18 protein-coding genes and 2 tRNA genes are annotated in these 21,837 nt (G+C 67.2%); 14 read left to right on the top strand and 6 right to left on the bottom strand.

Annotated elements, in window-relative coordinates; all coding sequences use genetic code 11:
* Positions 1-214 precede the first annotated feature (214 nt).
* From B2G71_RS22060 to aroQ, 5 genes are all read left to right on the top strand, one after another.
* Complete coding sequence (locus B2G71_RS22060; RefSeq protein WP_168176455.1) at positions 215-1,597, top strand: O-antigen ligase family protein; 1,383 nt, start codon at positions 215-217, stop codon at positions 1,595-1,597.
* A 3-nt stretch (positions 1,598-1,600) separates the two neighbouring features.
* A complete protein-coding gene (locus B2G71_RS22055) occupies positions 1,601-2,302 on the top strand; it encodes a hypothetical protein (protein WP_141521660.1) in 702 nt (233 codons plus the stop codon).
* Positions 2,303-2,463: 161 nt separating this feature from the next.
* Positions 2,464-2,877, top strand: a complete 414-nt coding sequence (locus B2G71_RS22050; RefSeq protein ID WP_098108817.1) for a holin family protein — start codon at positions 2,464-2,466, stop codon at positions 2,875-2,877.
* Positions 2,878-2,960: 83 nt separating this feature from the next.
* Positions 2,961-3,332 carry a hypothetical protein gene (locus tag B2G71_RS22045; RefSeq protein ID WP_141521659.1) on the top strand — a complete coding sequence of 124 codons (372 nt, stop codon included), beginning with the start codon at positions 2,961-2,963 and terminating at the stop codon, positions 3,330-3,332.
* 68 nt (positions 3,333-3,400) lie between these two features.
* Positions 3,401-3,838, top strand: a complete 438-nt coding sequence (gene aroQ / locus B2G71_RS22040) for a type II 3-dehydroquinate dehydratase (protein WP_098108815.1) — start codon at positions 3,401-3,403, stop codon at positions 3,836-3,838.
* Between the two features lie 6 nt (positions 3,839-3,844).
* Here aroQ and B2G71_RS22035 read toward each other — a convergent pair whose 3' ends face one another.
* Entirely contained in the window at positions 3,845-4,309 is a 465-nt protein-coding gene (locus B2G71_RS22035) for an Lrp/AsnC family transcriptional regulator (protein WP_098108814.1), read from the bottom strand.
* A gap of 231 nt (positions 4,310-4,540) precedes the next feature.
* Between B2G71_RS22035 and B2G71_RS22030 the strand changes: the two genes are divergently transcribed.
* The 4 genes from B2G71_RS22030 (at position 4,541) to B2G71_RS22015 (ending at position 7,692) form a co-directional block, all read left to right on the top strand.
* Positions 4,541-6,406: a histidine kinase gene (locus tag B2G71_RS22030; protein ID WP_098108813.1), complete on the top strand. Its 1,866-nt coding sequence runs from the start codon at positions 4,541-4,543 to the stop codon at positions 6,404-6,406.
* Positions 6,407-6,438: 32 nt separating this feature from the next.
* Positions 6,439-7,443 (top strand): polysaccharide deacetylase family protein, encoded by a 1,005-nt coding sequence (locus B2G71_RS22025; RefSeq protein WP_098108812.1) that lies wholly within the window; start codon positions 6,439-6,441, stop codon positions 7,441-7,443.
* A gap of 73 nt (positions 7,444-7,516) precedes the next feature.
* Positions 7,517-7,592: transfer RNA gene (locus B2G71_RS22020), tRNA-Ile, on the top strand.
* 23 nt (positions 7,593-7,615) lie between these two features.
* A tRNA-Pro gene (locus B2G71_RS22015) sits at positions 7,616-7,692 on the top strand.
* A 347-nt stretch (positions 7,693-8,039) separates the two neighbouring features.
* On the opposite strand, the gene B2G71_RS22010 is transcribed toward B2G71_RS22015, so the two are convergent.
* The 5 genes from B2G71_RS22010 to B2G71_RS21990 all read right to left on the bottom strand — a co-directional run bounded on the left by B2G71_RS22010 (position 8,040) and on the right by B2G71_RS21990 (position 15,530).
* Positions 8,040-9,416, bottom strand: coding sequence for a PepSY-associated TM helix domain-containing protein (locus B2G71_RS22010; protein WP_098108811.1), 1,377 nt, complete (start codon positions 9,414-9,416; stop codon positions 8,040-8,042).
* A 7-nt stretch (positions 9,417-9,423) separates the two neighbouring features.
* Positions 9,424-11,643 (bottom strand): TonB-dependent siderophore receptor, encoded by a 2,220-nt coding sequence (locus B2G71_RS22005; protein WP_098108810.1) that lies wholly within the window; start codon positions 11,641-11,643, stop codon positions 9,424-9,426.
* A 379-nt stretch (positions 11,644-12,022) separates the two neighbouring features.
* Positions 12,023-13,363, bottom strand: coding sequence for a glutamate--tRNA ligase (gene gltX, locus B2G71_RS22000; protein WP_098108809.1), 1,341 nt, complete (start codon positions 13,361-13,363; stop codon positions 12,023-12,025).
* Between the two features lie 54 nt (positions 13,364-13,417).
* Positions 13,418-15,073 carry an NAD+ synthase gene (locus B2G71_RS21995; RefSeq protein WP_098108808.1) on the bottom strand — a complete coding sequence of 552 codons (1,656 nt, stop codon included), beginning with the start codon at positions 15,071-15,073 and terminating at the stop codon, positions 13,418-13,420.
* A gap of 256 nt (positions 15,074-15,329) precedes the next feature.
* A complete protein-coding gene (locus B2G71_RS21990) occupies positions 15,330-15,530 on the bottom strand; it encodes a hypothetical protein (RefSeq protein ID WP_098108807.1) in 201 nt (66 codons plus the stop codon).
* 178 nt (positions 15,531-15,708) lie between these two features.
* On the opposite strand from B2G71_RS21990, the gene B2G71_RS21985 reads away from it, so the two are divergent.
* The 5 genes from B2G71_RS21985 (at position 15,709) to B2G71_RS21965 (ending at position 21,821) form a co-directional block, all read left to right on the top strand.
* Positions 15,709-16,707, top strand: a complete 999-nt coding sequence (locus B2G71_RS21985; RefSeq protein ID WP_098108806.1) for a metalloregulator ArsR/SmtB family transcription factor — start codon at positions 15,709-15,711, stop codon at positions 16,705-16,707.
* Entirely contained in the window at positions 16,704-17,669 is a 966-nt protein-coding gene (gene metF, locus B2G71_RS21980; RefSeq protein ID WP_098108805.1) for a methylenetetrahydrofolate reductase [NAD(P)H], read from the top strand. The genes B2G71_RS21985 and metF overlap by 4 nt, the downstream gene beginning before the upstream one ends.
* Positions 17,666-18,724, top strand: a complete 1,059-nt coding sequence (locus B2G71_RS21975; protein ID WP_098108804.1) for a homocysteine S-methyltransferase family protein — start codon at positions 17,666-17,668, stop codon at positions 18,722-18,724. The genes metF and B2G71_RS21975 overlap by 4 nt, the downstream gene beginning before the upstream one ends.
* A gap of 69 nt (positions 18,725-18,793) precedes the next feature.
* Positions 18,794-21,409, top strand: a complete 2,616-nt coding sequence (metH, locus tag B2G71_RS21970; protein WP_098108803.1) for a methionine synthase — start codon at positions 18,794-18,796, stop codon at positions 21,407-21,409.
* 16 nt (positions 21,410-21,425) lie between these two features.
* Positions 21,426-21,821 carry a hypothetical protein gene (locus B2G71_RS21965; RefSeq protein ID WP_098108802.1) on the top strand — a complete coding sequence of 132 codons (396 nt, stop codon included), beginning with the start codon at positions 21,426-21,428 and terminating at the stop codon, positions 21,819-21,821.
* Positions 21,822-21,837: the final 16 nt, after the last annotated feature.

Below are 21,837 nucleotides of genomic sequence, written 5' to 3'. Positions count from 1 at the left end.
GCCGACCCGAAAAGGCATGGCCCCCATGCCGCGTTGCGGATGACGGCGGCACAGGGGCTTTCACTAGGTGCTTTACCGAAGTATGGCTTCGGGCCATTGCCGCGACGTCGCCGGCGTCGAACTCGCGAGGTTGCGTGGTCCTTACACCCGAAGTCCGTCGAGGCCCGGCCCCGTCCAGGCCTGTGTCAATCCGCGCTGGTCGGACCGCCGTGGCATGACGACCACGTCCGCCCACGATCGCTCCCCGGGCGTGGCCGCGCAGGGCCACAGGCTTGCGGAAAAGCTTTCGGAGCCGTTCCACCACCTGATCGCGCTCTTGCTGATCACGCTGGTTTTTGGCGGCGGCGGCGCCGGCGAGGGGCTCAACAACCTGGTGGTCCAACTGAGCGCCTTGCTCGTCGCGGCGCTAAACCGCGATGCTTTTATCCGCTTTTATCGCAAGGCGCCCAGAACCCTGGTCTGGCTCGTCATCGCCTCTGTGGCCTTGCCTCTGGTCCAGCTCGTCCCGATGCCCCCGGCGATCTGGTCGCGCCTGCCGGGTCGAGAAATCCTGACGGAGGCGATGGAATTGAGCGGCGGCGCCGGATGGTATCCGATATCCCTGAACTGGGGGCGCACGCTGACGGCGTTCGTCGGCACGCTGGCGCCGCTGACGGTGCTGGTGCTCTGCCATGGTCTGGACAGTCGCCGGATGGACCGTCTGATCGCCTTTCTCGTGATCGCGGCCTGCGCGATCATGCTTTTCGGATCGCTGCACGTGATTTCCGGCCTCGGCGACCTCTATTCCGACCAGATGTCCATGAATGGCGTGCTGTTCGGCACTTTTGCCGATCGGATCGCGGCCTCGATCTTCTTCGTCAGTATCCTGTTGTTGCTGATCGCCATGCCCTGGCACGGGGTCTCCGCAATGGGCATCCTCGTCCGACTCTGCGCCGCCCTGCTGCTGTTCACGGGGACCATTCTCACCCAATCGAGATCAGGCATGGCCGCGCTGCTGGTGCCGCTGGCCTTTCTCGCCTGGCGGGCACTGGCTTTGCTCGGATCGCGAGTCACGGCCGGCAAGGCGGCGCAGATCAACAAAGGGCTCCTCGCCGGCGCCGTCGTGGGGATCGTCGCGCTCGCCCTCGGCGCCGCGCTCATCTTGTCTTCGGGCCGCGCGCAGGTCAGCCTCGACCGTTTCGACAACGGGGACGGCGGCCGGTCGGATCTGCGTGACGATGCGACAGTCGCAGCGATCACTTTCTGGCCGGTCGGATCGGGAATGGGCACTTTCGAGGATGTCTACCAGACGAACGAGGCCCTCGATCACGTCAAGACCCGGCTGGTCGGCAGGGCGCACATGGACTACCTGGAACTGGCGGTGGAGGCGGGCGCCATCGGGATATTCCTGCTGCTCGTATGGATCTACTGGTTCGTCGGCGCCGCCTGGCGCGCACTGGGCTCGCCGCCGGACTGGCCCGCGCGCGCGGCCATCGGCATCGTCGCGTGCATCGCGGCGCAATCGCTCGTTGCCTATCCCTTGCGCAACCAGATCATGCTTTGCCTGACCGCGATCACCGTGGTGCTGCTTTCGCGGCCCAAGGCGAAGGACGCCTAGGCCGTGTTCCGGATAGTTTGGATTCTGGCGATGGCGATCCTCGCGTTCGTCACGACAGCGGTCGAACTCGATACCGCGAGCCGCTATTCGGATCGGATCGCCCGCTGGGTTCCCGAGCCTTTTCGCGTATTCGCGCAGTTCTACGTCGCGACCGACGCCCTCGAGCACAACGATCCGCAAGCCGCGCTCGAAGAGGCGCGCACGCTGGTGCGACGCAACCCGCTGTCATCGGCGGGGCTTTACACGCTGGCCATGGCGCAGAACGGAGCAGGCAACGGAGGCGAGGCGAATGAAGCCGTCAATGCCGCCGCGGCGCGCGGCTGGCGCGTGCCATCCGTGCAAAGCCTCATGATTGACCTGACCATGCGGAGCGGACGGCCCGAACAGGCGGCCAAGCACCTTGCGGCGCTCTGGGCGGGCGACACGTCCGATCATCAGCTTGGCGAGGAAACGCGCCGCGTCCTGGCGGACCCGGCGGGGCGCGGTGCCTTCGCGAAGCTGCTGGTCACGATGCCATGGCGCCCTGCCTTTCTTCGATCGGGCCCCGCGATGATCGAACCCGAGATCATGGCGGACACGCTCGAGACCATGGCTGCCGCAGGCGGAACGATAGAGTGCAACACCATGAAGACGCGGCTGAGGCTATACCGCCGCCAGGGTCACATCGACGCGGCCGATCGCATCGAGGCTCTGGCCTGCAGTTGAGCCGGCGGCGCGATCCTTGAGCGAACCCGCCCGATTGTCACCGCAGTAGCACGCTTCGCCTGACGCCCCACGTGCCGTCGCCCCGCGTCGCAACAACCATTTTCCTACACCGCCGCAGATGGCTATCTCGTCGCGCTCCAACTCTTCAGGAGCGTCTCGCCATGGCCATAATCGAAGCGCTGATCGGTCCCGTCGCCAGGATACTCGACAAGATCATTCCCGACCCGGACGAGCGGGCGAAAGCCAAGCTCGAACTGCTCAAGCTCGAGAACTCGCGCGACATGGAGCTGCTGGAGACGCAGATGTCGGCAATCCTCGCCGAAGCCGGGTCAGGCGATCCGTGGACCAGCCGGGCACGGCCGAGCTTTCTCTACGTGATGTACGCGATGATCTTGTGGGCCGTGCCGATGGGGCTCGTCGCCGCGATCAGCCCGCATACCGCCTCGGCCATCGCCGAGGGCATGGCCGCCTATCTCGCCGGCCTGCCCGAGCCGCTCTACGCGCTGTTCGGCACCGGCTACCTCGGCTATTCGGCGATGCGCCAGTGGGGCAAGGTGCGCGGCACCGACAAGTAGCGCCTCTTAGCGAAACATAAGGACTTCGCGGCTAGGGTCAGCCAGCTATCCGGCCGACGCTCGGCCGCAACGGAGCATGGGAAGTGAAGCGCATCGCGGCACGAGTGGTGCTGGTTAGCCTCTGCGCGCTCGCACTCGGCGGCTGCGCCGATCACGCTCGCGAGCGCGAACTCGCCGAACAGCTCGCCGCCGCCAAACAGGAAGCGCGCGAGGCCAACGCCGCCGCCGAGCGGGCGCAACGCGAAGCGGAGAAGGCGCAAGCCGCTTCTGACAGGAGCGCGTTGGCCGAATTCTACAACAGCGAGGGCGACACCGAGCCCTATGATCCCGCGCCCGAGGAGAATGCCGACGGCGACGAGGCCATGGGCTCGAGCCCCGAGGTCGATGTGTCCTCGGCAGAGGTGGGCATGCTCACCGCCCCGGGCGGCGACACGGGCGCTTACACCGAATCCTGAGCCCGTCCCGCTTGCCTCCTGCCCCGGGCAGCGGCTAGGTCCGCGGCGCAAATCGGGAAAGAACGCTCATGGCCGAAAAGCTGATCTACGTCCTCAACGGTCCCAACCTCAACCTGCTCGGCCTGCGCGAGCCCGAGATCTACGGGTCGGACACGCTCGACGACATCGCCGGCATGCTCGAAGACCGCGCGCAGGAGATCGGCTGCGCGATCGAGATGCGCCAGTCGAATCACGAAGGACACCTGATCGACTGGCTCCACGAAGCCCAGGCCGACGGCGCGCAGGCGGTGTTGCTCAACGCGGGCGCGTTCACCCACACCAGCGTCGCGCTCTACGACGCGATTCGCTCGATCCGCACGCCGGTGGTGGAAGTCCACTTGTCGAATCCGCACGCCCGCGAGGCCTTCCGCCACAAGAGCTTCGTCGGCATGGCGGCGAAAGGCACGATTTGCGGGTTCGGCGCGCGCGGCTATCTGCTCGCGCTCGATGCCGCCGCCGCGCTCTAGACCGAATCAGCCGAGCGGAACGCCCGGCGTCGATTTGGCGGTGCGGATGGTCAGCGAGGTTTTGACGCTGTCGACGTTGGGCGCGGGAGTGAGCTTGGAAGTGAGAAATTCCTGGAAACTCTGGAGATCGCGGCTGACAATCTTGAGGATGAAGTCGATTTCGCCGTTAAGCATGTGGCATTCGCGCACTTCGGGCAGACCGCGCATATGCTCTTCGAACTGGCGCAGCGCCTCCTCGGCCTGGCTCTTGAGGCTGACGAGCGCGAATACCGTGATCGTGAAACCGAGCTTGGAGGCATCGAGATCCGCATGATAGCCGCGAATAATGCCCTCTTCCTCAAGGCTGCGCACGCGGCGCAGGCACGGCGGCGCGGTGAGCCCGACCCGCTGGGCCAACTCGACGTTGGTGATCCGGCCCTCCGCCTGCAACTCGGCGAGCAGTTTGCGATCGATTTCGTCGAGGTTGATCATGTTGCAGTCCTAACGTGCCAGCGTGTCGCGCCAAGGCCGCATTCCGCAATTTACCCAAGTGCCGATGCGTGACGCTGGTAATATTATTGTTCTCTAGCGTAATCGTCCCGCTTTGCAACGCTATTCGCCACCGCGCTTCCGATGGCCCGCGCTTTGCTAGATAAGAGGTTGGCGACTACCATTGGATACTTCCCCCGGGCCCACGCCCCAACGGGGCCTTGCGGAGCCTGAATGCATTTCGACGATCGCCTCGCCACGGTACTGCGCCTGCCGGTGAAGAGCGAAGCGCTCGCATGGGTTCAGTTCCGGCAATTGCTCGACATTCTCGGCCGCGCCGACGGCGAGATCAGCGACGCGGTCGCCGACGCCGCCTATGCCCGGCTCGACGAACTCGCGAAACACCTGCCTGCCGCGCGCCGCGCGCGCGTGCTCGAGGAACCCGGCACGACGATCCGCAACCCCGACCTCCTTGCCCGGCTGGCGCTCGAGCCACCCGACGTCGCGACCGCAGCGGTGCGTGCCGGGCGCCTCAGCGAGGCACAGTGGCTCGACCTGATACCGGCCCTGCCGGTCCGCGCGCGCGGCATCCTGCGCCACCGCCGCGACCTGCCCGGCCGCGTGCTGGCCCTGCTCGACCGTCTCGGCATCGCCGACCGCGGCCTGCCCCCGGCCCAGCCGCTGACGGCCACTCCCGCCGCAACCGGGTCCACGGCCTCCGAAGCCGTCGATCCGCCGCGCCTCGCGGTCGTCGACGAACAGAGCCAAGCGACCGCAAACCGAGCAGTATGCGAGTGCGGCGCGGCGGCCGAGAACGAGTCGGACGCGCACGCCGCGCGCGCGCGCCACGAGAACGTCGTCGCTTTCGAGCCCAAGCTTACGCCTCAGGCCGATCGCGAAGCGCGCGAAGCCGGTATCGGCGACATCGTGCGCCGCATCGAGGCTTTCCGCGCCACCCGCGCCTCGACGCCCTCTCCGACGCCACCACACGACGACCCGCGCCTGCCGCTCGACGACGGGCAAGTGGCGAGCATGCCGCTGGTCGAGGTGTTCGACTTCACCGCCGACGCGCAGGGCCGCCTGTCCTGGGCCGAGCCGACTGCCGCACCGATGGTGGTGGGGCTGCGGCTCGACCAATTCGACAGCCCGGCCCCGCCTGCGCGGGGAGGAATCGTGGCCTCGCTCCGCCATCGCCAGCCGATCCGCAACGCGCCGGCACGGATCGTCGGCGCGGCTCCGGTCGCGGGAGACTGGCTGCTCGACGCCGCGCCTCAGTTCGACGGACAGACCGGGCACTTCGCCGGCTATCTCGGTCGCCTGCGCCGGGCGAGCGAGCCACACGGCCAGTCTGCCCGCGCGGATCGCCCCGCACACTCCGAACCCGATCTGATGCGTCAGGTGCTGCACGAGCTGCGCACCCCCGCGAACGCGATCCAGATGTCCGCCGAAGTGATCCAGCAGAGCCTGTTCGGCCCGGTCCCGCACGACTATCGCGCGCTCGCCGCCAATGTCGCCGGCGATATCGCCCAGATCCTCGCCGGTTTCGACGAGCTGGAACGCGCGGTCAAACTGGAAGGCGGGGCCACCTCGCTCACGGGCGGATCGTGCGATCTGGCGGACGTTGTCACCGGCTGCGTCGCCCGGCTGGACGAGTGGAACCGGCCGCGCGGCAGCGGCTTCGATCTCGACGAGCTGGACATACCGCTTTTCGCCGCGCTCGGCGCGGAGGACGGCGAACGGCTGATCTGGCGCGTGATCGCCGCGCTCGCCGGGCGCAGCGCACCGGGCGAGCGGCTCGCGATCCGCGGCTGGTCGGCCTCGGGGCAAGCGGTGCTCGAGATGGAGCTGCCCGGCGCGCTGGCCGACCTCGATCCCGACCTGGGGTTCGGCGAACGTCTCGATACGTCCGAGCCCTATTCGCTCCTGTCCGGACGTTTCGGGCTGAGGTTCACCTTGCGGCTCGCGCGGGCCGAAGCGCGCGGCGCCGGAGGCACGCTGGAAAGAAATGGTAACGCCTTGCGCTTATCCCTCCCGGGGTTGACGGTCGCTGCCGTCGACAATAGCGCCGACGAGCCCGCGTCGACCGATATCGGACGATAGGGCCGCGATCAGCCGGGGGGAGTGAGCGAAGCGTGTCGGGCAGCAATCTTCTTGATCGGCCCGGGGACTCCGACTTCGCGCGGTTTTGTGAGGATTTCGGCCAGCGGTTCGTCGTCACCGTCGACGTCGAAGAGGAGTTCGACTGGGACAAGCCGATCCAGCGAGAGGCCTTCGGCCTCGCCTCGGTCCCGGCGCTCGCGAAGTTCCAGCAGTTCTGCGAGGGCTTCGGCGTCGTCCCGGTCTACATGATCGACTATCCGATCGCCACCTCCAGCATCGCCGCCGATATCCTCGGCACCGCCGCGCGCGACGGCCGCGCCGAGATCGGCATCCAGTTGCATCCCTGGGTCAATCCGCCGTTCGAGGAAGAGGTCAACGAATTCAACAGCTACGCCGGGAACCTCCCGGTCGACCTGGAGCGCGCCAAGCTGATGCGGCTGCGCGACGCGATCGTGGCCAACCTCGGCGTCGCGCCGAAGATCTATCGCGCCGGGCGCTATGGCCTCGGCCCGCGCACCGCCGCGCTGCTGGGTGAGGCGGGCGTGGCGATCGACAGTTCGGTGCGGGCGCGCTTCGATTACAGCAACGGCGGCGGGCCCAACTACCGCAAGCATCCCCTGCATCCCTACTGGATCGGCGATGGCCGCTCGCTGCTCGAACTGCCGCTGACCACCGTCTACTGGGGGCCGCTGCGGGAACTGGGCGAAACGATCTACCCGCACTTGTGGCGCGCGCCCTCGCTGCGGGGAGTGCTCGCACGAACGGGGCTGCTCGAGCGCATTCCGCTCACGCCCGAAGGAATCACCGCCGACGAAGCCATCCGCGGCACCGATATCGCGCTCGACGAACGGTTGCCGGTGCTCGTCTACTCGTTTCACAGCCCGTCGCTGGCGCCCGGGCATACGCCCTATGTGCGCACCGACGGGGATCTCGACCGCTTCTACGACTGGTGGCGCGCGGTTTTCGCGCATCTCGAAGGCCGCGGCGTGCGCCCCGCCTGCGTGGGCGACATCGTCGGCTCGGTCGTGCTTGCCTAGCGCCGCCCGACACGGTAACGCGCGGTGCCCGGTGCCGCATGGCTGTGCCGGGCGTGGCGTGTCTCGCGGATTGGGGCCTGTAGCTCAGCGGTTAGAGCTGGCCGCTCATAACGGCTAGGTCGCGGGTTCGAATCCTGCCGGGCCCACCACCGCCGTGAGGCCGCCGACGGGTCGGGGAGTAGCGCAGCCTGGTAGCGCATCTGCTTTGGGAGCAGAGGGTCGCAGGTTCGAATCCTGTCTCCCCGACCATTACCGTTTTCCGAGGGCGTTCCAGCGGCGCTCAAAGCGTCCCCATCGCCTCACATCAACTTAACTAATTCAGTGGTTTAGAGTTTCACTGAACCCATGGGCTGGACTTGCAGCCCATGCAATTTCCACCCAGTTTCTCGGCATCGATCACGCTGAGCCAAGAGATGTGCCAAGAACGGTACCAAGGTGCAGCATGCGCCGGAGTGCCGGAAATGCTGACAGATATCGCGCTCAAAGCCCTCAAGCCTGGCCCGAAGCCCTGCAAGCACTCCGATGGTGGCGGGCCGATCGATCGGAGGGAACGAACCGCGCCGGTTCCGCCGCAGCTCGGGTTGAAGCCGTCGCCTTCAGCGCACTGCCCGCGCGGATGGCGATCGGCGGGGGCGCAAGCAAACCAGCCAAGTGATCCCGACAGCGAGCGTCGAGGCGAACCAGAGCAGCGCGATCACGGCGGTACCCGGCGTCACGTCCGGCCAATAGCCCGTACCGGCCGGACTTGCCTGAAAGGCGCGCAGCACGGCGACCACGAGACAGAACAGCGTGATCGCGATGCCCGTGGCGGCCGCCAGCGCCGCGCCGCTCCATCGGCTGCCGGCCCCCTGGCGCTGCATTCGCTGCACATGGAGCCAGCCACCGGTCAGCGACAGGCCGGAAAGCGCGAGGCCGAACAGGAACCAGACGATCTTCGTCGTCATGCCGCCCCAGGTGCCGAAATGAACGGGGTCGGCCATGTCGGACCAGCGCCAATAGGCGCTAAGGTCGTCGGCCGTCTGATAATAGACCAGCCTGGCGTTCGCCGGATCGAGGTACATCTTGTTCGCCCGGTCGCGCACCAGCAGCGCGTCCGTTTTCCCCTCGACATAGAAATAGCCGTTGCGGTCGGTGCTCGCGCCGGTGATCTCGAGTTCGGGGGCATAGCGCCGCGCGGCAGCGACGAGCTCGCCGAAAGGCAGCATTTCGCTCTCCGCACGATGCAGCGGCGGCAGCGGATGCACCGCGAGCGGATAGGAATCGACCCAGGCGAACTTCCCGTCGAGCGCCTCGATCCGCGTTTCCTCGAAGAGATACCAGGCGCCGGTGATGCCGATGGCGGCGACGAACCACAGGCTCCACAATCCCGCCAGTTTGTGCAGGCTGCTCCAGAGCGCCTTGGCGCCCTTGTCGGTGCGCAGGTCGAAGAACCGCCGCCACCATCGCTTGTAGAAGACCAGCGGCGTCACCGCCGAGATCAGCAGCGGGATCGCGAAGATGCACACCGCGAACTTGCCCCAGCCGAGCAGGCCGAAGAAATCCATGTGCAAGTCGCGGAAGAACCGCTGGACGTTGACCGCCGAGGTACTGCCGGTCACGCGCAGCGAAACCGGATCGACATAGACCTGCCGCAAGGTGTGGTCAGGCATTTTGGCATAGGCGAGCGGCGCGAAGCCCGGCTGATCCGATAGCCAGACATAAGCGATCGTAGCCTCCGGCATGGCCTTTGCCACCGCGTCATGGATATCGACCACGGTCGGCGATGCCGTCTCGCTCGCGCTTACGCGCATCGCGGGCGTCGTCAGCCAGTCGAGTTCGCGCGAGAGCGTGGCGAAAGTCCCGCTCCAGCAGATGATGAAAAGCAGCAGCCCGGCGACGACGCCCACCCAGCTATGCCATTCGAACCAGCGGCGGCGCCCCGACGCCTTACGGGCCGGGGCCTTGCGCGCGGCGGGGCTGACCGACGTCGCCACGAGCCGCTCAGAAGGTCACCGCGACGGATCCGAAGACCGTGCGCGGCGCGCCGATGCTGACGCGAAGATCGCCGCCGCTCGCCGGATAATACTCCTCGTCGAGAATGTTCTTCACCGAGAGCTGCAGGCGCACGTTGTTGCTTCGCTCGAACAGGCCCAACGGCAGATTGTACCAGACCGAGCCGTCGACCAGCATGTAGTCGCCCAGCGTCCAGCTATTGGCATCGTCGCCGTAGCGGTCCGCCATGTAGAAGGCGCCTGCCCCCGCGCCCAGGCCGCGCAGCGTGCCCGCCTTCTGCTCATAGCTCATCCACAGGTTGAACGTATGCTTCGCGACATTGGTCGGACGGTTGCCGCTATCGGCGCCGGTGAGGATCTCCGCGTCGGTATAGGCATAGCCGGCCCAGATGTTGAGGCCGGGCAGCGGCTGGCCGTTGGCGCTGATCTCGAAGCCCTTCGACTCCTGGCCATCGGTAAGCTGCGGCACGCCGTCGACGACCGACAGGACATTGGTCTTTTCGATCTTGTAGATCGAGCCCTGGACATTGAGATTGCCGCTGAGCAGCCGCGCCTTGAGGCCTGCTTCGTACTGTCGGGAATCCTCCGGATCGAACAGTTCGCTGGTGGACGGCGCGCCGCTCGGATCGAGAATGAACGCGGTGTTGGGCTGGAACGCCTCGGCATAGCTGACGAAGGCCGACACGTTGGCGGCGACATCGTAAGTCAGCGCGAGCTGCGGGGAGAATTCGCTCACCGTCTTGGCGGGGCCGCCGCGGTCGACGTCGGAGAAATCGACCCGGCCGCCCAGCAGCAGCGAGAGGCGGCTGGTGATGTCGATATAGTCGTTGAGGAAGGCGCCGTAGTCGACGGTCTTGTCGATGATCGGGGAAAGCCCCGCGATGGACACTTCGTCCGGAAGCGTGCCGTAAACGGGGTTCTGGATATCGAACAGCGGTCCGCCGCCGCCATCGGCGACAGGGACGCCGTTGGTGATCGCCGAGGCGCCGAAAAAGCGGCTTGAGCGAAACGAGCGCCAGTTGCCGCCCAGTGCGACGCGATGCCGGATCCCGCCGGTCAGAAATTCGCCGTTGATCTGCGCGTTGATGTACCAGGATGTTTGCTTGTGATCCTGGCTTCCGTCGGTCCGGCGGATCAGGAAGACCTGGTCGGTCGGGGCGTCGAAGACGTCTTTCGGCGTCGCCGGTCCGGTGAAGAAGCCGTCCTGGATGGGGGCATTCTCATCGAATATCTGCACGAATCCGGGGCGTGACTGGAGGTCGTCGGATCGCGAATGCTCCCATGCGCCCGCCACGCGGATGCTCCACCGGTCGTTGAATTCATGGGTCAGGTCGGCGGTCGCGAACTGCACCTGGGTGTCGAATTGCTCGTAGGCCTCGCCGAAGCGGCGGGAGATCGGAATGTCGAGAAGGCGGTTCACGATCTCGCGTCCGCCCGGGGTCGGCACGGTAATCGTGCCGCGGTCGAAGGTGCGGAACTCGTCGCGATATTCATAGGACAGGTTCAGCCGCGTCCGGTTGGTGAAATCGTACCTGCCGGTCAGCGAAACCGTGTCCCGGCTGATGTCGAACAGGTCGCGGAAGGAATCGGAATCCTCGGTCGCGGCGTTGATGCGGATCGCGGCCTTGTCGCCAAGCGGCTGCGACCAATCGAGCAGCAGCAGGCTGCTGTCATAGGAACCCAACCGCGCCTCGGCGTAGATGCGCTGCTCGTCGAGCGGCTTCTTGGTAATGATATCAACGAGTCCGCCCGGTTCGACTTGTCCGTAGGTGATCGACGCGGGCCCCTTGATCACGCGGACGGCCTGGAGATTTGTGGTGTTGACGCGGAAGTTCGAAGCGGTGCGAAGTCCATCGCGATAGACCGTGTTGCGACGGAACCCGCGAATATAGAAGTCGTTGTTGCTTCCGCCGAAACCGTCACCCAGGCTGACGCCCGGAACGTTGCGCAAGGCTTCGTCCAGCTCGGTCACCTTCTGGTCGAGCAGAACCTGCTCGGGAATGGTCTCGACGACACGCGGCAGCTCAAGGAAATGGAGCGATATGCCGGTAAGCTGATCGACATTGTCGACGTCATAGCGGTCCTGCGGCGTCCCTCTGACGATGATGGAGTCATCCCGCCCGCCCGGCTGGCCCGCCTGCCCCCGTTCCTGTGCCAACACGGGCACGCCAACGGCCGCGACGAGCGGCGCCAAATAAACGAATTTCATGGATTCCCCCTCAAGATCGACGCGCGTCGCTAATGCATATAATTCGCAATATCAAGACTTCGCTTTTTCGGAGAGGCAGTCGGGCGGGTGGTTCGAAGATTCGCTTGATGCGCACGAGCCTGCCCCTGCGCGCGGGCCGGTCGCGGATCGTCTCGTGAGGATGCTCAGGGCTCGGGGCAGCGCGCCACATCAGCCGGTGCTTGACGACACAGGCGACGGCGGAGATCATCCGCCCGCTATCGACCCGTGGAACGCCACGCGAAGGCGGGGACAACGGCTCGATCCGGCGCATCGGCGCCGCAGAAACGCCGCGATCAGCGCCCCCTCGACGCCGAGCCGGAATCGGCCCCCGCCCAAGACCCGATCAATGCGGCGGGTTCTACCCCTGGACCGCCGTGCCGAGCCGCGCGAGCGCCCTGGCGCGGCCGATCAGTGGCAGCAGCGCCTTCATGTCGGGACCATGATCCATGCCCGTGAGCGCCTGGCGCAGGGGCAGGAAGAGCGCCTTGCCCTTGCGCCCCGTCGCCGCCTTGAGCGTGCCGGTAAGCGCGTGCCAGGGGTCCTCGTCCCACGCGATCCGCTCGAGCGTGGCCAGCGCCTCGGCGAGATAGGCGCGTGTTTCCGCGTCGAAATCGGGCGCGGCGACCTCGCCCGAGACGACCTGCCACCAGTCCGCCACGTCGCGCAGGCTGGCAAGGTTCGGCCGGATCGCCTCCCATGCGGCGGCGTCCATGCCTTCGGGCAGGCGCGGGGCGACCTGTTCGTATGCGAGACCGTGCACCACGGCGGCATTGACCCGCTCCAGTTCGGCCTCGTCGAAGCGGGCGGGCGCGCGGCCGAAACGCGACAAGTCAAAGCGCGCCGCGAGGTCTTCGAGCCCGAGCGCGGGATCGACCGGGTCCGAAGTCCCCAGCCGACCCAGCAGCGCCACGAGCGCCTGCGGCTCGATCCCCGCCTCGCGGAAATGCGCGACGCCGAGCGAACCCAGCCGCTTCGACAGCTTACCTTCGGTGCCGACCAGCAGCGCCTCGTGCGCGAAGCGCGGCGGCGGCGCGCCGAGCGCCGCGAACATCTGCGCCTGCGCGGCGGTGTTCGAAACATGGTCCTCGCCGCGCAGCACGTCGGTCACGCCCATGGCGATATCGTCGATCACGCTCGGCAGCATGTAGAGCCACGAACCGTCGGCGCGGCGGACCACCGGATCGGACATCTGCGCCGGATCGAAATGCTGCGGCCCGCGAATCCCGTCGTCCCATTCGATCGACTCGTCGCGGTCGAGCAGGAAGCGCCAGTGCGGCGCCTCGCCCGCCGCCAGCTTCGCGGCCTTCTCCTCGTCGGAGAGCGCCAGCGCGGCGCGGTCGTAGATCGGCGGCAGTCCGCGCCCGAGCAGGACCTTGCGCTTCAGTTCAAGTTCCTGCGGGCTCTCCCAGCACGGGTAGAGGCGCCCCGCCGCCTTGAGCTTTTCGAACTCGGCCTCGTAGATCGCGAAGCGGGCCGACTGGCGTTCCTCGCCATCGGGATCGAGCCCGAGCCACGCGAGGTCGGCGCGGATCGCCTCCACGTAGTCCTCGCGGCTGCGAGCGGTGTCGGTGTCGTCGATCCGTAGCACGAAGCGCCCGCCCGCCTGCCTGGCGAGCAGCCAGTTGTGCAGCGCGGCGCGGATGTTGCCGACATGCAGGTGCCCGGTGGGCGACGGCGCGAAGCGGGTGACGACGGTCATGCGCGCGCGCTTAGACCGGGCCCGCCGCAAAGCCAAGCGATCGGCGCCCGCGCGCTATCCGCTGCGGAAGGCGTGGGTGATCGGATAGCGCCGGTCGCGGCCGAAGTTGCGCGCGGTGAGCTTGACGCCCGGGGGGGCCTGGCGGCGCTTGTATTCGGCGAGGTGGAGCAGCCGTTCGACGTGCTGGACGGTCTCGCGATCGAAGCCTTCGGCAACGAGCTGGTCGACGCTCTTGTCGTTCTCCACCAGGCCGAGCAGGATCGGATCGAGCACCTCGTAGGGCGGCAGCGAATCATCGTCGCGCTGGTCCTCGCGCAACTCGGCGCTCGGCGCGCGGGTGATGATCCGCTCCGGGATGACCGGGCCCTCGGGACCGAGGCCGATACGCGGGCGGTGGCGATTGCGCCATCGGGCGATGGCAAAGACCGTCGACTTGTAGGCATCCTTGAGCGGATTGTAGCCGCCCGCCATGTCTCCGTAGATCGTGGCGTAGCCGACGCTCATCTCGCTCTTGTTGCCGGTGGTCAGCAGCATCGGCCCGAACTTGTTCGACAGCGCCATCAAAGTGACGCCGCGAATGCGCGACTGCAGGTTCTCTTCGGCGAGATCGGGCGCGCGGCCCTCGAAGCTCTCGGCGAGCATTTCGTCGAAGGCGCCGACCGCGGGCGCGATCGGGATCGTCGAGTGGCGGCAGCCGAGCGCCTCGGCGCAGGCCCGCGCATCGTCGAGGCTTTCGCGCGCGGTATAGCGCGAGGGCAGCATCACCGACCAGACGCGCTGCGGGCCGAGCGCGTCGGCCGCGATCGCCGCGCAGACCGCCGAATCGATCCCGCCCGACAAGCCGAGCACGACGCCCGGAAAGCCGTTGCGCTCGACATAATCGCGCAGGGCGAGCACCATCGCGCAATAGATGTCCTCCGGATGGGTCGCGAGTTCGGGGATCTCGCCCCGGTCGCAGCGCCAGCCCTTGGCGGTCTTGGTCCAGCGGGTGGTCGCTTCTTCCGCTTCCCAGTCGCGCAACTGCACCGCGAGCCCGCCATCGCCGTTGATGACGAAGCTCGCGCCGTCGAACACCAGTTCGTCCTGCCCGCCGACGCGGTTGAGATAGGCGAGCGGCAGGCCGGTATCGACCGCGCGGCGCTTGGCGACGCCCTCGACGCGCAGCGCGTCCTTGTTGATCTCGTACGGGCTGCCGTTGATGCAGATGAACATCTCGGCCCCGAAATCGGCGAGGTGGCGGCAGACTTCGGGCCGCCAGATGTCCTCGCAGATCGGCACGCCGATCATCGTCCCGCGTACGATCACCGGCTCGGGCAGCGGGCCGGGCTGAAACAGCCGCACCTCGTCGAAGGTGCCGTAGTTGGGCAGTTCGTGCTTGAGGCGAACCGCCGCGACCTTGCCGCCGTCGAGCAGCGCGACGCCGTTGTGCAGTGCGCCGTCGAGCACGAAGGCGGAGCCGACCAGCATCGCCGGACCGTCGCTCGCGCTCGCCTGCGCCAGCACCTCGAGCTCGGCCGCGGCACGCTCGATCAGCGAGGGCTTGAGGATCAGGTCCTCGGGCGGATAGCCGATGAGATGGAGTTCGGGAAAGACCAGGAGGTCCGAGCCCTTGGCGCGCTTGCGGGCCGCGAGCACCGTATCGGCGTTGTGCCTGATGTCCCCGACCGACTGGTTGTGCTGGGCCAGCGTAATCTTCAGCGTGTCGGGCATGACCGGTTGATGCCCACTGGCATCGGGACTTGCAAATGAAATTCAGAGGTCCGCGGCGATCGGAGCGAACGTTCGCCGGCGGCGCGCGGCGCCGGAGCCGGACAAAACAAAACCCTCCGGAAAACTCGCGGAGGGTGCCCTGTGTCCCGACTGCTTTTGCGGCATCCCGGCTCGTGCCGGTCCGTCAAAGGCGCCGGGTGCGCGAATGTTGGGGGCGGGTGCCCGTCTCGCGACGGGCGCCCGCCCCCGAACAAGATTACATAGCAGCTTCAGAAGCGGCTTCGGTCGCCATCGGGTCCATGGCTTCGGTCGCCATCGGATCGGCGGCCATGGTCTCTTCGGCCATCGTTTCGACGCTGTCGGTGGCAGCCTCTTCCGTGGCGGTGTCCGAGCTACCGCAGGCAGCGAGAGCCAGAGCAGCGGCCGACGCGAAAGCGGCGTAAGCAATCTTCTTCATGCGAATCCCCTTGCAATGTTTGGCGCAGGCGCCAACGCTTGCAGGCAAGCCTGCACTTGCGTGTGTAGACGAGTGCAACATCCAACGCAAATGGGAATGCGAGGGGTCCGGAACGCGCGAAACACGGCAGTTTTGCTTGGACTTGCGATGATATAAAGATTTCTTTATATGCTCGCCCATGCGGATCGACCCCCTCTTGCGGGCCCTCTCTGACCCCACGCGGCTGCGCATCCTGCGCCTGCTCGCGCACATGGAACTGGCCGTCGGCGAACTGGCCCAGGTGCTCGGGCAAAGCCAGCCGCGCGTCTCGCGCCACGTGCGGATTCTGTGCGACGCCGGCCTTGCGGAGCGGCGCAAGGAGGGAAGCTGGGTCTTTCTGCGCAACGCCACCAGCGAATCCAGCGGACCGCCGCTCGCGCGCGCGGCCGCGCGCCTGCTGACGGTGGCCGAGCAGGACGACGCACTCTTCGCCGAGCAGTGCGGCGAAGACCGGCGCCACCTCGCCGCGATCCGCGCCGCGCGCGAGGCGAGCGCGATCGCCTACTTCGCGCGCCATGCCCAGGAATGGGACAAGCTGCGCTCGCTTCATATGCCCGACGCGCCGGTCGAGGCCGCGCTGGAGGCGATGCTCACCAAGGCGCCGCTCGGCGCGCTGCTCGACGTCGGCACCGGCACCGGCCGCATGGCCGAACTGCTCGCCCCCCATGCCGATCGCGTGACCGGGCTCGACAAGAGCCCGGACATGCTGCGCATCGCCCGCGCGCGCCTCCAGGCCCTGCCCGCCGACAAGATCGACCTGGTGCAGGGCGACTTCGGCGCGCTGCCGTTTGCCGACGGCTCGTTCGATTCGGTGCTGTTCCACCAGGTGCTGCACTATGCGCAGGACCCGGGCACGGTGCTCGCCGAGGCGGCGCGCGTCGCGCGGCCGGACGCGCGAATCGCGGTGGTCGACTTCGCCGCGCATGACCGCGAGGAACTGCGCGAACGCCACGCTCACGCCCGCCTCGGCTTTTCCGACGAGCAGATGCTCGGCCTTCTCAGCGAGTGCGGGTTCGATGCCGAACCGCCGCTGGCGCTGGCGGGCAATCCGCTCACCATCAAGATCTGGACCGCACACAAGCGACCGGCGGGATCGTCCGCCGCCAACTCACGCAAGCAGGAAACCCTGAGCCAATGACCCCTCCGATCCTCAATCCCGCGCGCGAGGAACAGATGGCGCATGCCTCGCCGCTGTTCGCCGCCGTTCCCGGCGACATCGCCGTCTCCTTCGAGTTCTTCCCGCCGAAGACGGACAAGATGCATGCGCAGCTCTGGTCGGCGATCGAGACGCTGGCGCCGCTCGACCCGCGCTTCGTCTCGGTGACCTACGGCGCCGGCGGCTCGACCCGCGAGCGCACCCACGACACGGTCGCGCGCATCGCCCGCGAAACGAACATGGCCGCCGCCGCGCACCTGACGTGCGTGGAGGCCACCAAGGAAGAGGTCGACGCGGTCGCCGATGCCTACTGGCAGGCGGGCGTGCGCCACATCGTCGCGCTGCGCGGCGATCCGCCGGAGAAGGGCAAGCCCTATTCGACCCACCCCGGCGGATACGAGAACGCCGCGGCGCTGGTCGAGGGCCTGCGCAAGCTGCACCCCTTCGAGATCTCGGTCGCCGCCTATCCGGAGTGTCACCCGGACAGCGCCGATCCGCAGACCGACATCGACAATCTCAAGCGCAAGATGGATGCCGGAGCGAACCGCGCGATCACGCAATTCTTCTTCGAGCCGGACACCTTCTTCCGCTTCCGCGACGACGCCGCCAGGGCGGGGATCGACGCCGAGATCGTGCCCGGGATCATGCCGGTGATGAGCTTCGGCGCAGTCAGCCGCATGTCGGCGATGTGCGGCACCGACGTTCCCTCGTGGATGGCGACGCTGTTCGAAGGGCTCGACGACCATCCCGAAGCGCGCCAGCTCGTCTCCGCGACGATCGCGGCCGAGCTGTGCCGCCGGCTCTACGCGGGCGGCGTGCGCGAGTTCCACTTCTACACCCTCAACCGCGCCGAGCTGGCCTATGCAATCTGCCACCTGCTCGGCGTGCGCCCCAAGACGGACGCCGCGGCCCTCCAGGCCGCCGCGCGGGAGACTGCGATATGAGCCAACGTGAAGATGCCGAAACCGCTTTCCGCGCCCGCGCGGCCGAATCGATCCTGGTCTTCGACGGCGCCTACGGCACCTCGATCCAGAAGTACGGCCTGGGCGAAGAGGACTACAAGGGCGACCTCGATCTCGACCTCGACCAGAAGGGCAACAACGACCTGCTGTGCCTGACGCGACCCGACGTCATCCGCGAGGTCCACAAGGCCTACCTCGACGCCGGCGCCGACATGATCGAGACCAACACCTTCAGCTCCACCAAGCTGGCGATGGCCGACTATGGCTGCGAGCATCTGGTGCGCGACCTCAACATCGCCGCCGCGCATCTCGCGCGTGAAGCGGCCGATGCCGCCGAGGCGCAGGACGGCAAGCGCCGCTTCGTCGCGGGCTCGATCGGGCCGACCAACAAGACGCTCTCGATCTCGCCCGACGTCAACGATCCCGGCTTCCGCGAGATCGACTTCGACACGCTCAAGGACAACTACCGCGAGCAGTGCGACGCGCTGATCGAGGGCGGGGTGGACTTCCTCCTCATCGAGACCTGCTTCGATACGCTCAACGCCAAGGCCGCGGGCCTGGCCGCGCGCGAAGCCGAGGCGGCAAGCGGGCGCAGGGTGCCGGTGATGCTCAGCTTCACCATCACCGACATGAGCGGGCGCAACCTCTCGGGCCACACGATCATGGCCTTCTGGTACACGCTGCGGCACCTGAAGCCGCTGACCGTGGGCGCGAACTGCGCCTTCGGCGCGGACAAGATGCGCCCCTATCTCGCCGAACTCGCCAAGGACACCGACACGCTGGTCATGGCCTTCCCCAACGCGGGGCTGCCCAACGAGCTCGGCCAGTACGACGAGCTGCCGGAAAAGACCGCGGAACTGATCAGCGTGTGGAGCGACGAGGGGCTGGTCAATGTCGTCGGCGGCTGCTGCGGTACCACGCCGGGCCACATCGCCGCGATCGCGAAGATGCTCGCGGGCCGCAAGCCGCGCAAGATTCCCGAGGTCGAATGCAAGACCCGCCTTTCGGGCCTCGAACCGTTCGTGATGGCGGCCTGACCCGCGTCGGCCGCGCTCTCGCCCTGCCCTGAACCCCGACCCCTTCCGCGCCGAAGGGGGGAGATCGAAATGAACACGCAATCATCCACGCGCTTCGTCAATATCGGCGAGCGCACCAATGTCACCGGCTCGGCCCGGTTCAAGAAGCTCGTCCTAGCCGGTGACTACGCCACCGCCGTCGACGTCGCGCGCCAGCAGGTCGAGAACGGCGCGCAGGTGATCGACGTCAACATGGACGAGGGCCTGCTCGACGCGGTCGAGGCGATGACCACGTTCCTCAAGCTGATCACCGCCGAGCCCGACATCTCGCGCGTGCCGGTGATGATCGACAGCTCGAAGTGGGAGGTCATCGAGGCCGGGCTCAAGTGCGTCTCGGGCAAGCCGATCGTCAATTCGATCAGCATGAAGGAAGGCGAGGAGCCGTTCCTCGAACAGGCGCGCAAGTGCATGGCCTACGGTGCCGCCGTGGTCGTCATGGCCTTCGACGAGACCGGCCAGGCCGACAGCAAGGACCGCAAGGTCGAGATATGCACACGCGCGTACAAGCTGCTCACCGGGATCGGCTTTCCGCCCGAGGACATCATCTTCGACCCCAACGTCTTCGCCGTCGCCACCGGCATCGACGAACACAACAACTACGGCGTCGACTTCATCGAGGCGGTGAAGGAAATCCGCGAGGCCTGCCCGCACGTCCACTTCTCGGGCGGGCTGTCGAACCTCTCGTTCAGCTTCCGCGGCAACGAGACGGTGCGCCGCGCGATGCACTCGGTCTTCCTCTACTACGCGATCCCCGCCGGGCTCGACATGGCGATCGTCAACGCCGGCCAGCTAGACGTCTACGACCAGATCGACCCGGTGCTGCGCGAGGCCTGCGAGGACGTGATCCTCAACCGCACGCCCAAGGAGGGCGACCAGAGCGCCACCGAGCGGCTGATCGAGCTCGCCGAAAGCTACAAGGGCAAGTCGGTCGCCGAGGAAAAGGCCGCCGAGGAATGGCGCGGCTGGGCGGTCGAAAAGCGCATCGAGCACGCGCTGGTCAAGGGGATCGACGCGCATGTCGTCGACGACACCGAGGAAATGCGCGCCGCCACCGCCGAACGCGGCGGCCGCCCGATCGAGGTGATCGAGGGGCCGCTGATGGACGGCATGAACGTGGTCGGCGACCTGTTCGGCTCGGGCAAGATGTTCCTGCCGCAAGTGGTGAAGTCCGCGCGCGTGATGAAGAAGGCGGTCGCCCACCTCATCCCCTACATCGAGGCGGAAAAGCAGCCTGGCCAGAAGGCCAAGGGCCGGATCATCATGGCCACCGTCAAGGGCGACGTGCACGACATCGGCAAGAACATCGTCGGCGTCGTGCTCCAGTGCAACGGCTACGAAGTGATCGACATGGGCGTGATGGTGCCCTGGTCCGACATCATCGAAAAGGCCAAGCTCGAGGACGTCGACATCATCGGCCTGTCGGGCCTCATCACCCCCTCGCTCGACGAGATGGTGACCGTGGCCGAGGAAATGCAGCGGGCCGAAATGTCGATCCCGCTGCTGATCGGCGGCGCGACCACCTCGAAGGTCCACACCGCGCTGCGCATCGACGAGGCCTACGAGGGCCCGGTGATCCACGTGCTCGACGCGAGCCGCGCGGTCGGCGTCGCCTCGCAGCTCCTGTCCGACACGCAGCGCGACAAATACGTCGAATCGGTCGCGGTCGACTACGACAAGGTACGCGAGGCGCGCGCGGGCAAGGGCAAGTCCGACCTGCTGCCGCTCGCCGAGGCGCGCGCGAACGCGTTCACGGCCGACTTCGCCGACAAGGCGCCCGCACCGGCCTCGCCGGGCCTGCACGTCTTCGAGGACTGGGACCTCGAGGATCTGCGCAAGACCTTCGACTGGACGCCGTTCTTCCGCGCCTGGGAACTGGCCGGCACTTACCCCGCGATCCTCGAGGACGAGGTCGTGGGCGAAAGCGCGCGCAGCCTGTTCGAAGACGCGCAGAAGATGCTCGACACGATCATCTCCGAAAAGTGGCTCTCGGCGCGCGGCGTCTGTTCGTTCTGGGAATGCCACCAGGACGGCGACGACATCCTGCTCACCGACGGCACCCGCCTGCCGATGCTGCGCCAGCAGTTCAAGAAGAGCCGGGGCCGCGCCAACTTCTGCCTGTCGGACTTCGTCGATCCGGACGGCGACTGGCTCGGCGGCTTCGCGGTGGGCATCCACGGCATCGACGAGCACATCGCCCGCTTCAAGGCCGCGCACGACGACTATTCGGACATTCTCCTCAAGGCGATCGCCGACCGCTTCGCCGAGGCCTTCGCCGAACGCCTGCACCAGCACGTGCGCACCGAGTTGTGGGGCTATGCGCCGGGCGAACAGCTCACCAACGAGGCGCTGATCCGCGAGCAGTATCGCGGCATCCGCCCCGCGCCGGGCTATCCCGCCTGTCCCGACCACTCGCTCAAGCCGATCCTGTTCGACCTCCTGCGCGCGCAGGACAACGCCGGGATCACGCTGACCGAGAGCCAGGCGATGCTGCCGACCTCGGCGGTCTCGGGCTTCTACTTCGCGCACCCGGAAAGCCAGTATTTCGGCGTCGCGCGGATCGGGCGCGACCAGCTGGAGGACTACGCCGCGCGGCGCGGCATCGACGTGGCCGTGGCCGAGCGCTGGCTGCGCCCGAACCTCGACTGACCCGGGCCGCGGGATCGTGAGCGAAACGCACATCCTGCGGACCGAGATCGTCTACGAGGGCTTCTTCCGTTTCCTCAAGGCGACGGTCGCGCTGCCTGACGGCGCCGTTGTCGAGCGCGAAGTGCTCGAAAGCGGCGGCGCGGTGGCGGTCCTGCCCTACGATCCGGAGCGGCGCGTGGCGATGCTGATCACCCAGCCGCGCCCCGGCGCCTTCTATCGCGGCGAGCAGTCCCCGCTCGAAGCCATTGCCGGCGCGCTGGACGGCATCGAGCCGCACCGGCGGATCGTGGAGGAAGCGATGGAGGAAGGGGGGCTGCGGCTCGGAACGCTCGAGCCCGTCGCCAATATCTGGTCGCCGGTGAAGAACGCTGAAGCCCGCAGGAAAGCGTGGGTTTTATCGAAGTCCAAGTAATCGAAATCACAAGGTT

It is taken from the genome of Novosphingobium sp. PC22D, assembly GCF_002556635.1.
In the GTDB taxonomy this organism is placed as follows: Bacteria; Pseudomonadota; Alphaproteobacteria; order Sphingomonadales; family Sphingomonadaceae; genus Novosphingobium.
Note: the sequence above shows the minus strand (reverse complement) of the source record. Positions and strands in the feature narration are given on the sequence as shown.

What these genes read in the sequence shown, in the direction of transcription:
- B2G71_RS22060 (WP_168176455.1), top strand. Translation starts at nt 215, where the DNA reads ATGACGACCACGTCCGCCCACGATCGCTCCCCGGGCGTGGCCGCGCAG.
- B2G71_RS21975 (WP_098108804.1), top strand. Translation starts at nt 17,666, where the DNA reads ATGAGCCAACGTGAAGATGCCGAAACCGCTTTCCGCGCCCGCGCGGCC.
- B2G71_RS22050 (WP_098108817.1), top strand. Translation starts at nt 2,464, where the DNA reads ATGGCCATAATCGAAGCGCTGATCGGTCCCGTCGCCAGGATACTCGAC.
- B2G71_RS21990 (WP_098108807.1), bottom strand. Translation starts at nt 15,530, where the DNA reads ATGAAGAAGATTGCTTACGCCGCTTTCGCGTCGGCCGCTGCTCTGGCT.
- aroQ (WP_098108815.1), top strand. Translation starts at nt 3,401, where the DNA reads ATGGCCGAAAAGCTGATCTACGTCCTCAACGGTCCCAACCTCAACCTG.
- metH (WP_098108803.1), top strand. Translation starts at nt 18,794, where the DNA reads ATGAACACGCAATCATCCACGCGCTTCGTCAATATCGGCGAGCGCACC.
- B2G71_RS21995 (WP_098108808.1), bottom strand. Translation starts at nt 15,073, where the DNA reads ATGCCCGACACGCTGAAGATTACGCTGGCCCAGCACAACCAGTCGGTC.
- B2G71_RS22030 (WP_098108813.1), top strand. Translation starts at nt 4,541, where the DNA reads ATGCATTTCGACGATCGCCTCGCCACGGTACTGCGCCTGCCGGTGAAG.
- B2G71_RS21985 (WP_098108806.1), top strand. Translation starts at nt 15,709, where the DNA reads ATGCGGATCGACCCCCTCTTGCGGGCCCTCTCTGACCCCACGCGGCTG.
- gltX (WP_098108809.1), bottom strand. Translation starts at nt 13,363, where the DNA reads ATGACCGTCGTCACCCGCTTCGCGCCGTCGCCCACCGGGCACCTGCAT.
- B2G71_RS22035 (WP_098108814.1), bottom strand. Translation starts at nt 4,309, where the DNA reads ATGATCAACCTCGACGAAATCGATCGCAAACTGCTCGCCGAGTTGCAG.
- metF (WP_098108805.1), top strand. Translation starts at nt 16,704, where the DNA reads ATGACCCCTCCGATCCTCAATCCCGCGCGCGAGGAACAGATGGCGCAT.
- B2G71_RS22005 (WP_098108810.1), bottom strand. Translation starts at nt 11,643, where the DNA reads ATGAAATTCGTTTATTTGGCGCCGCTCGTCGCGGCCGTTGGCGTGCCC.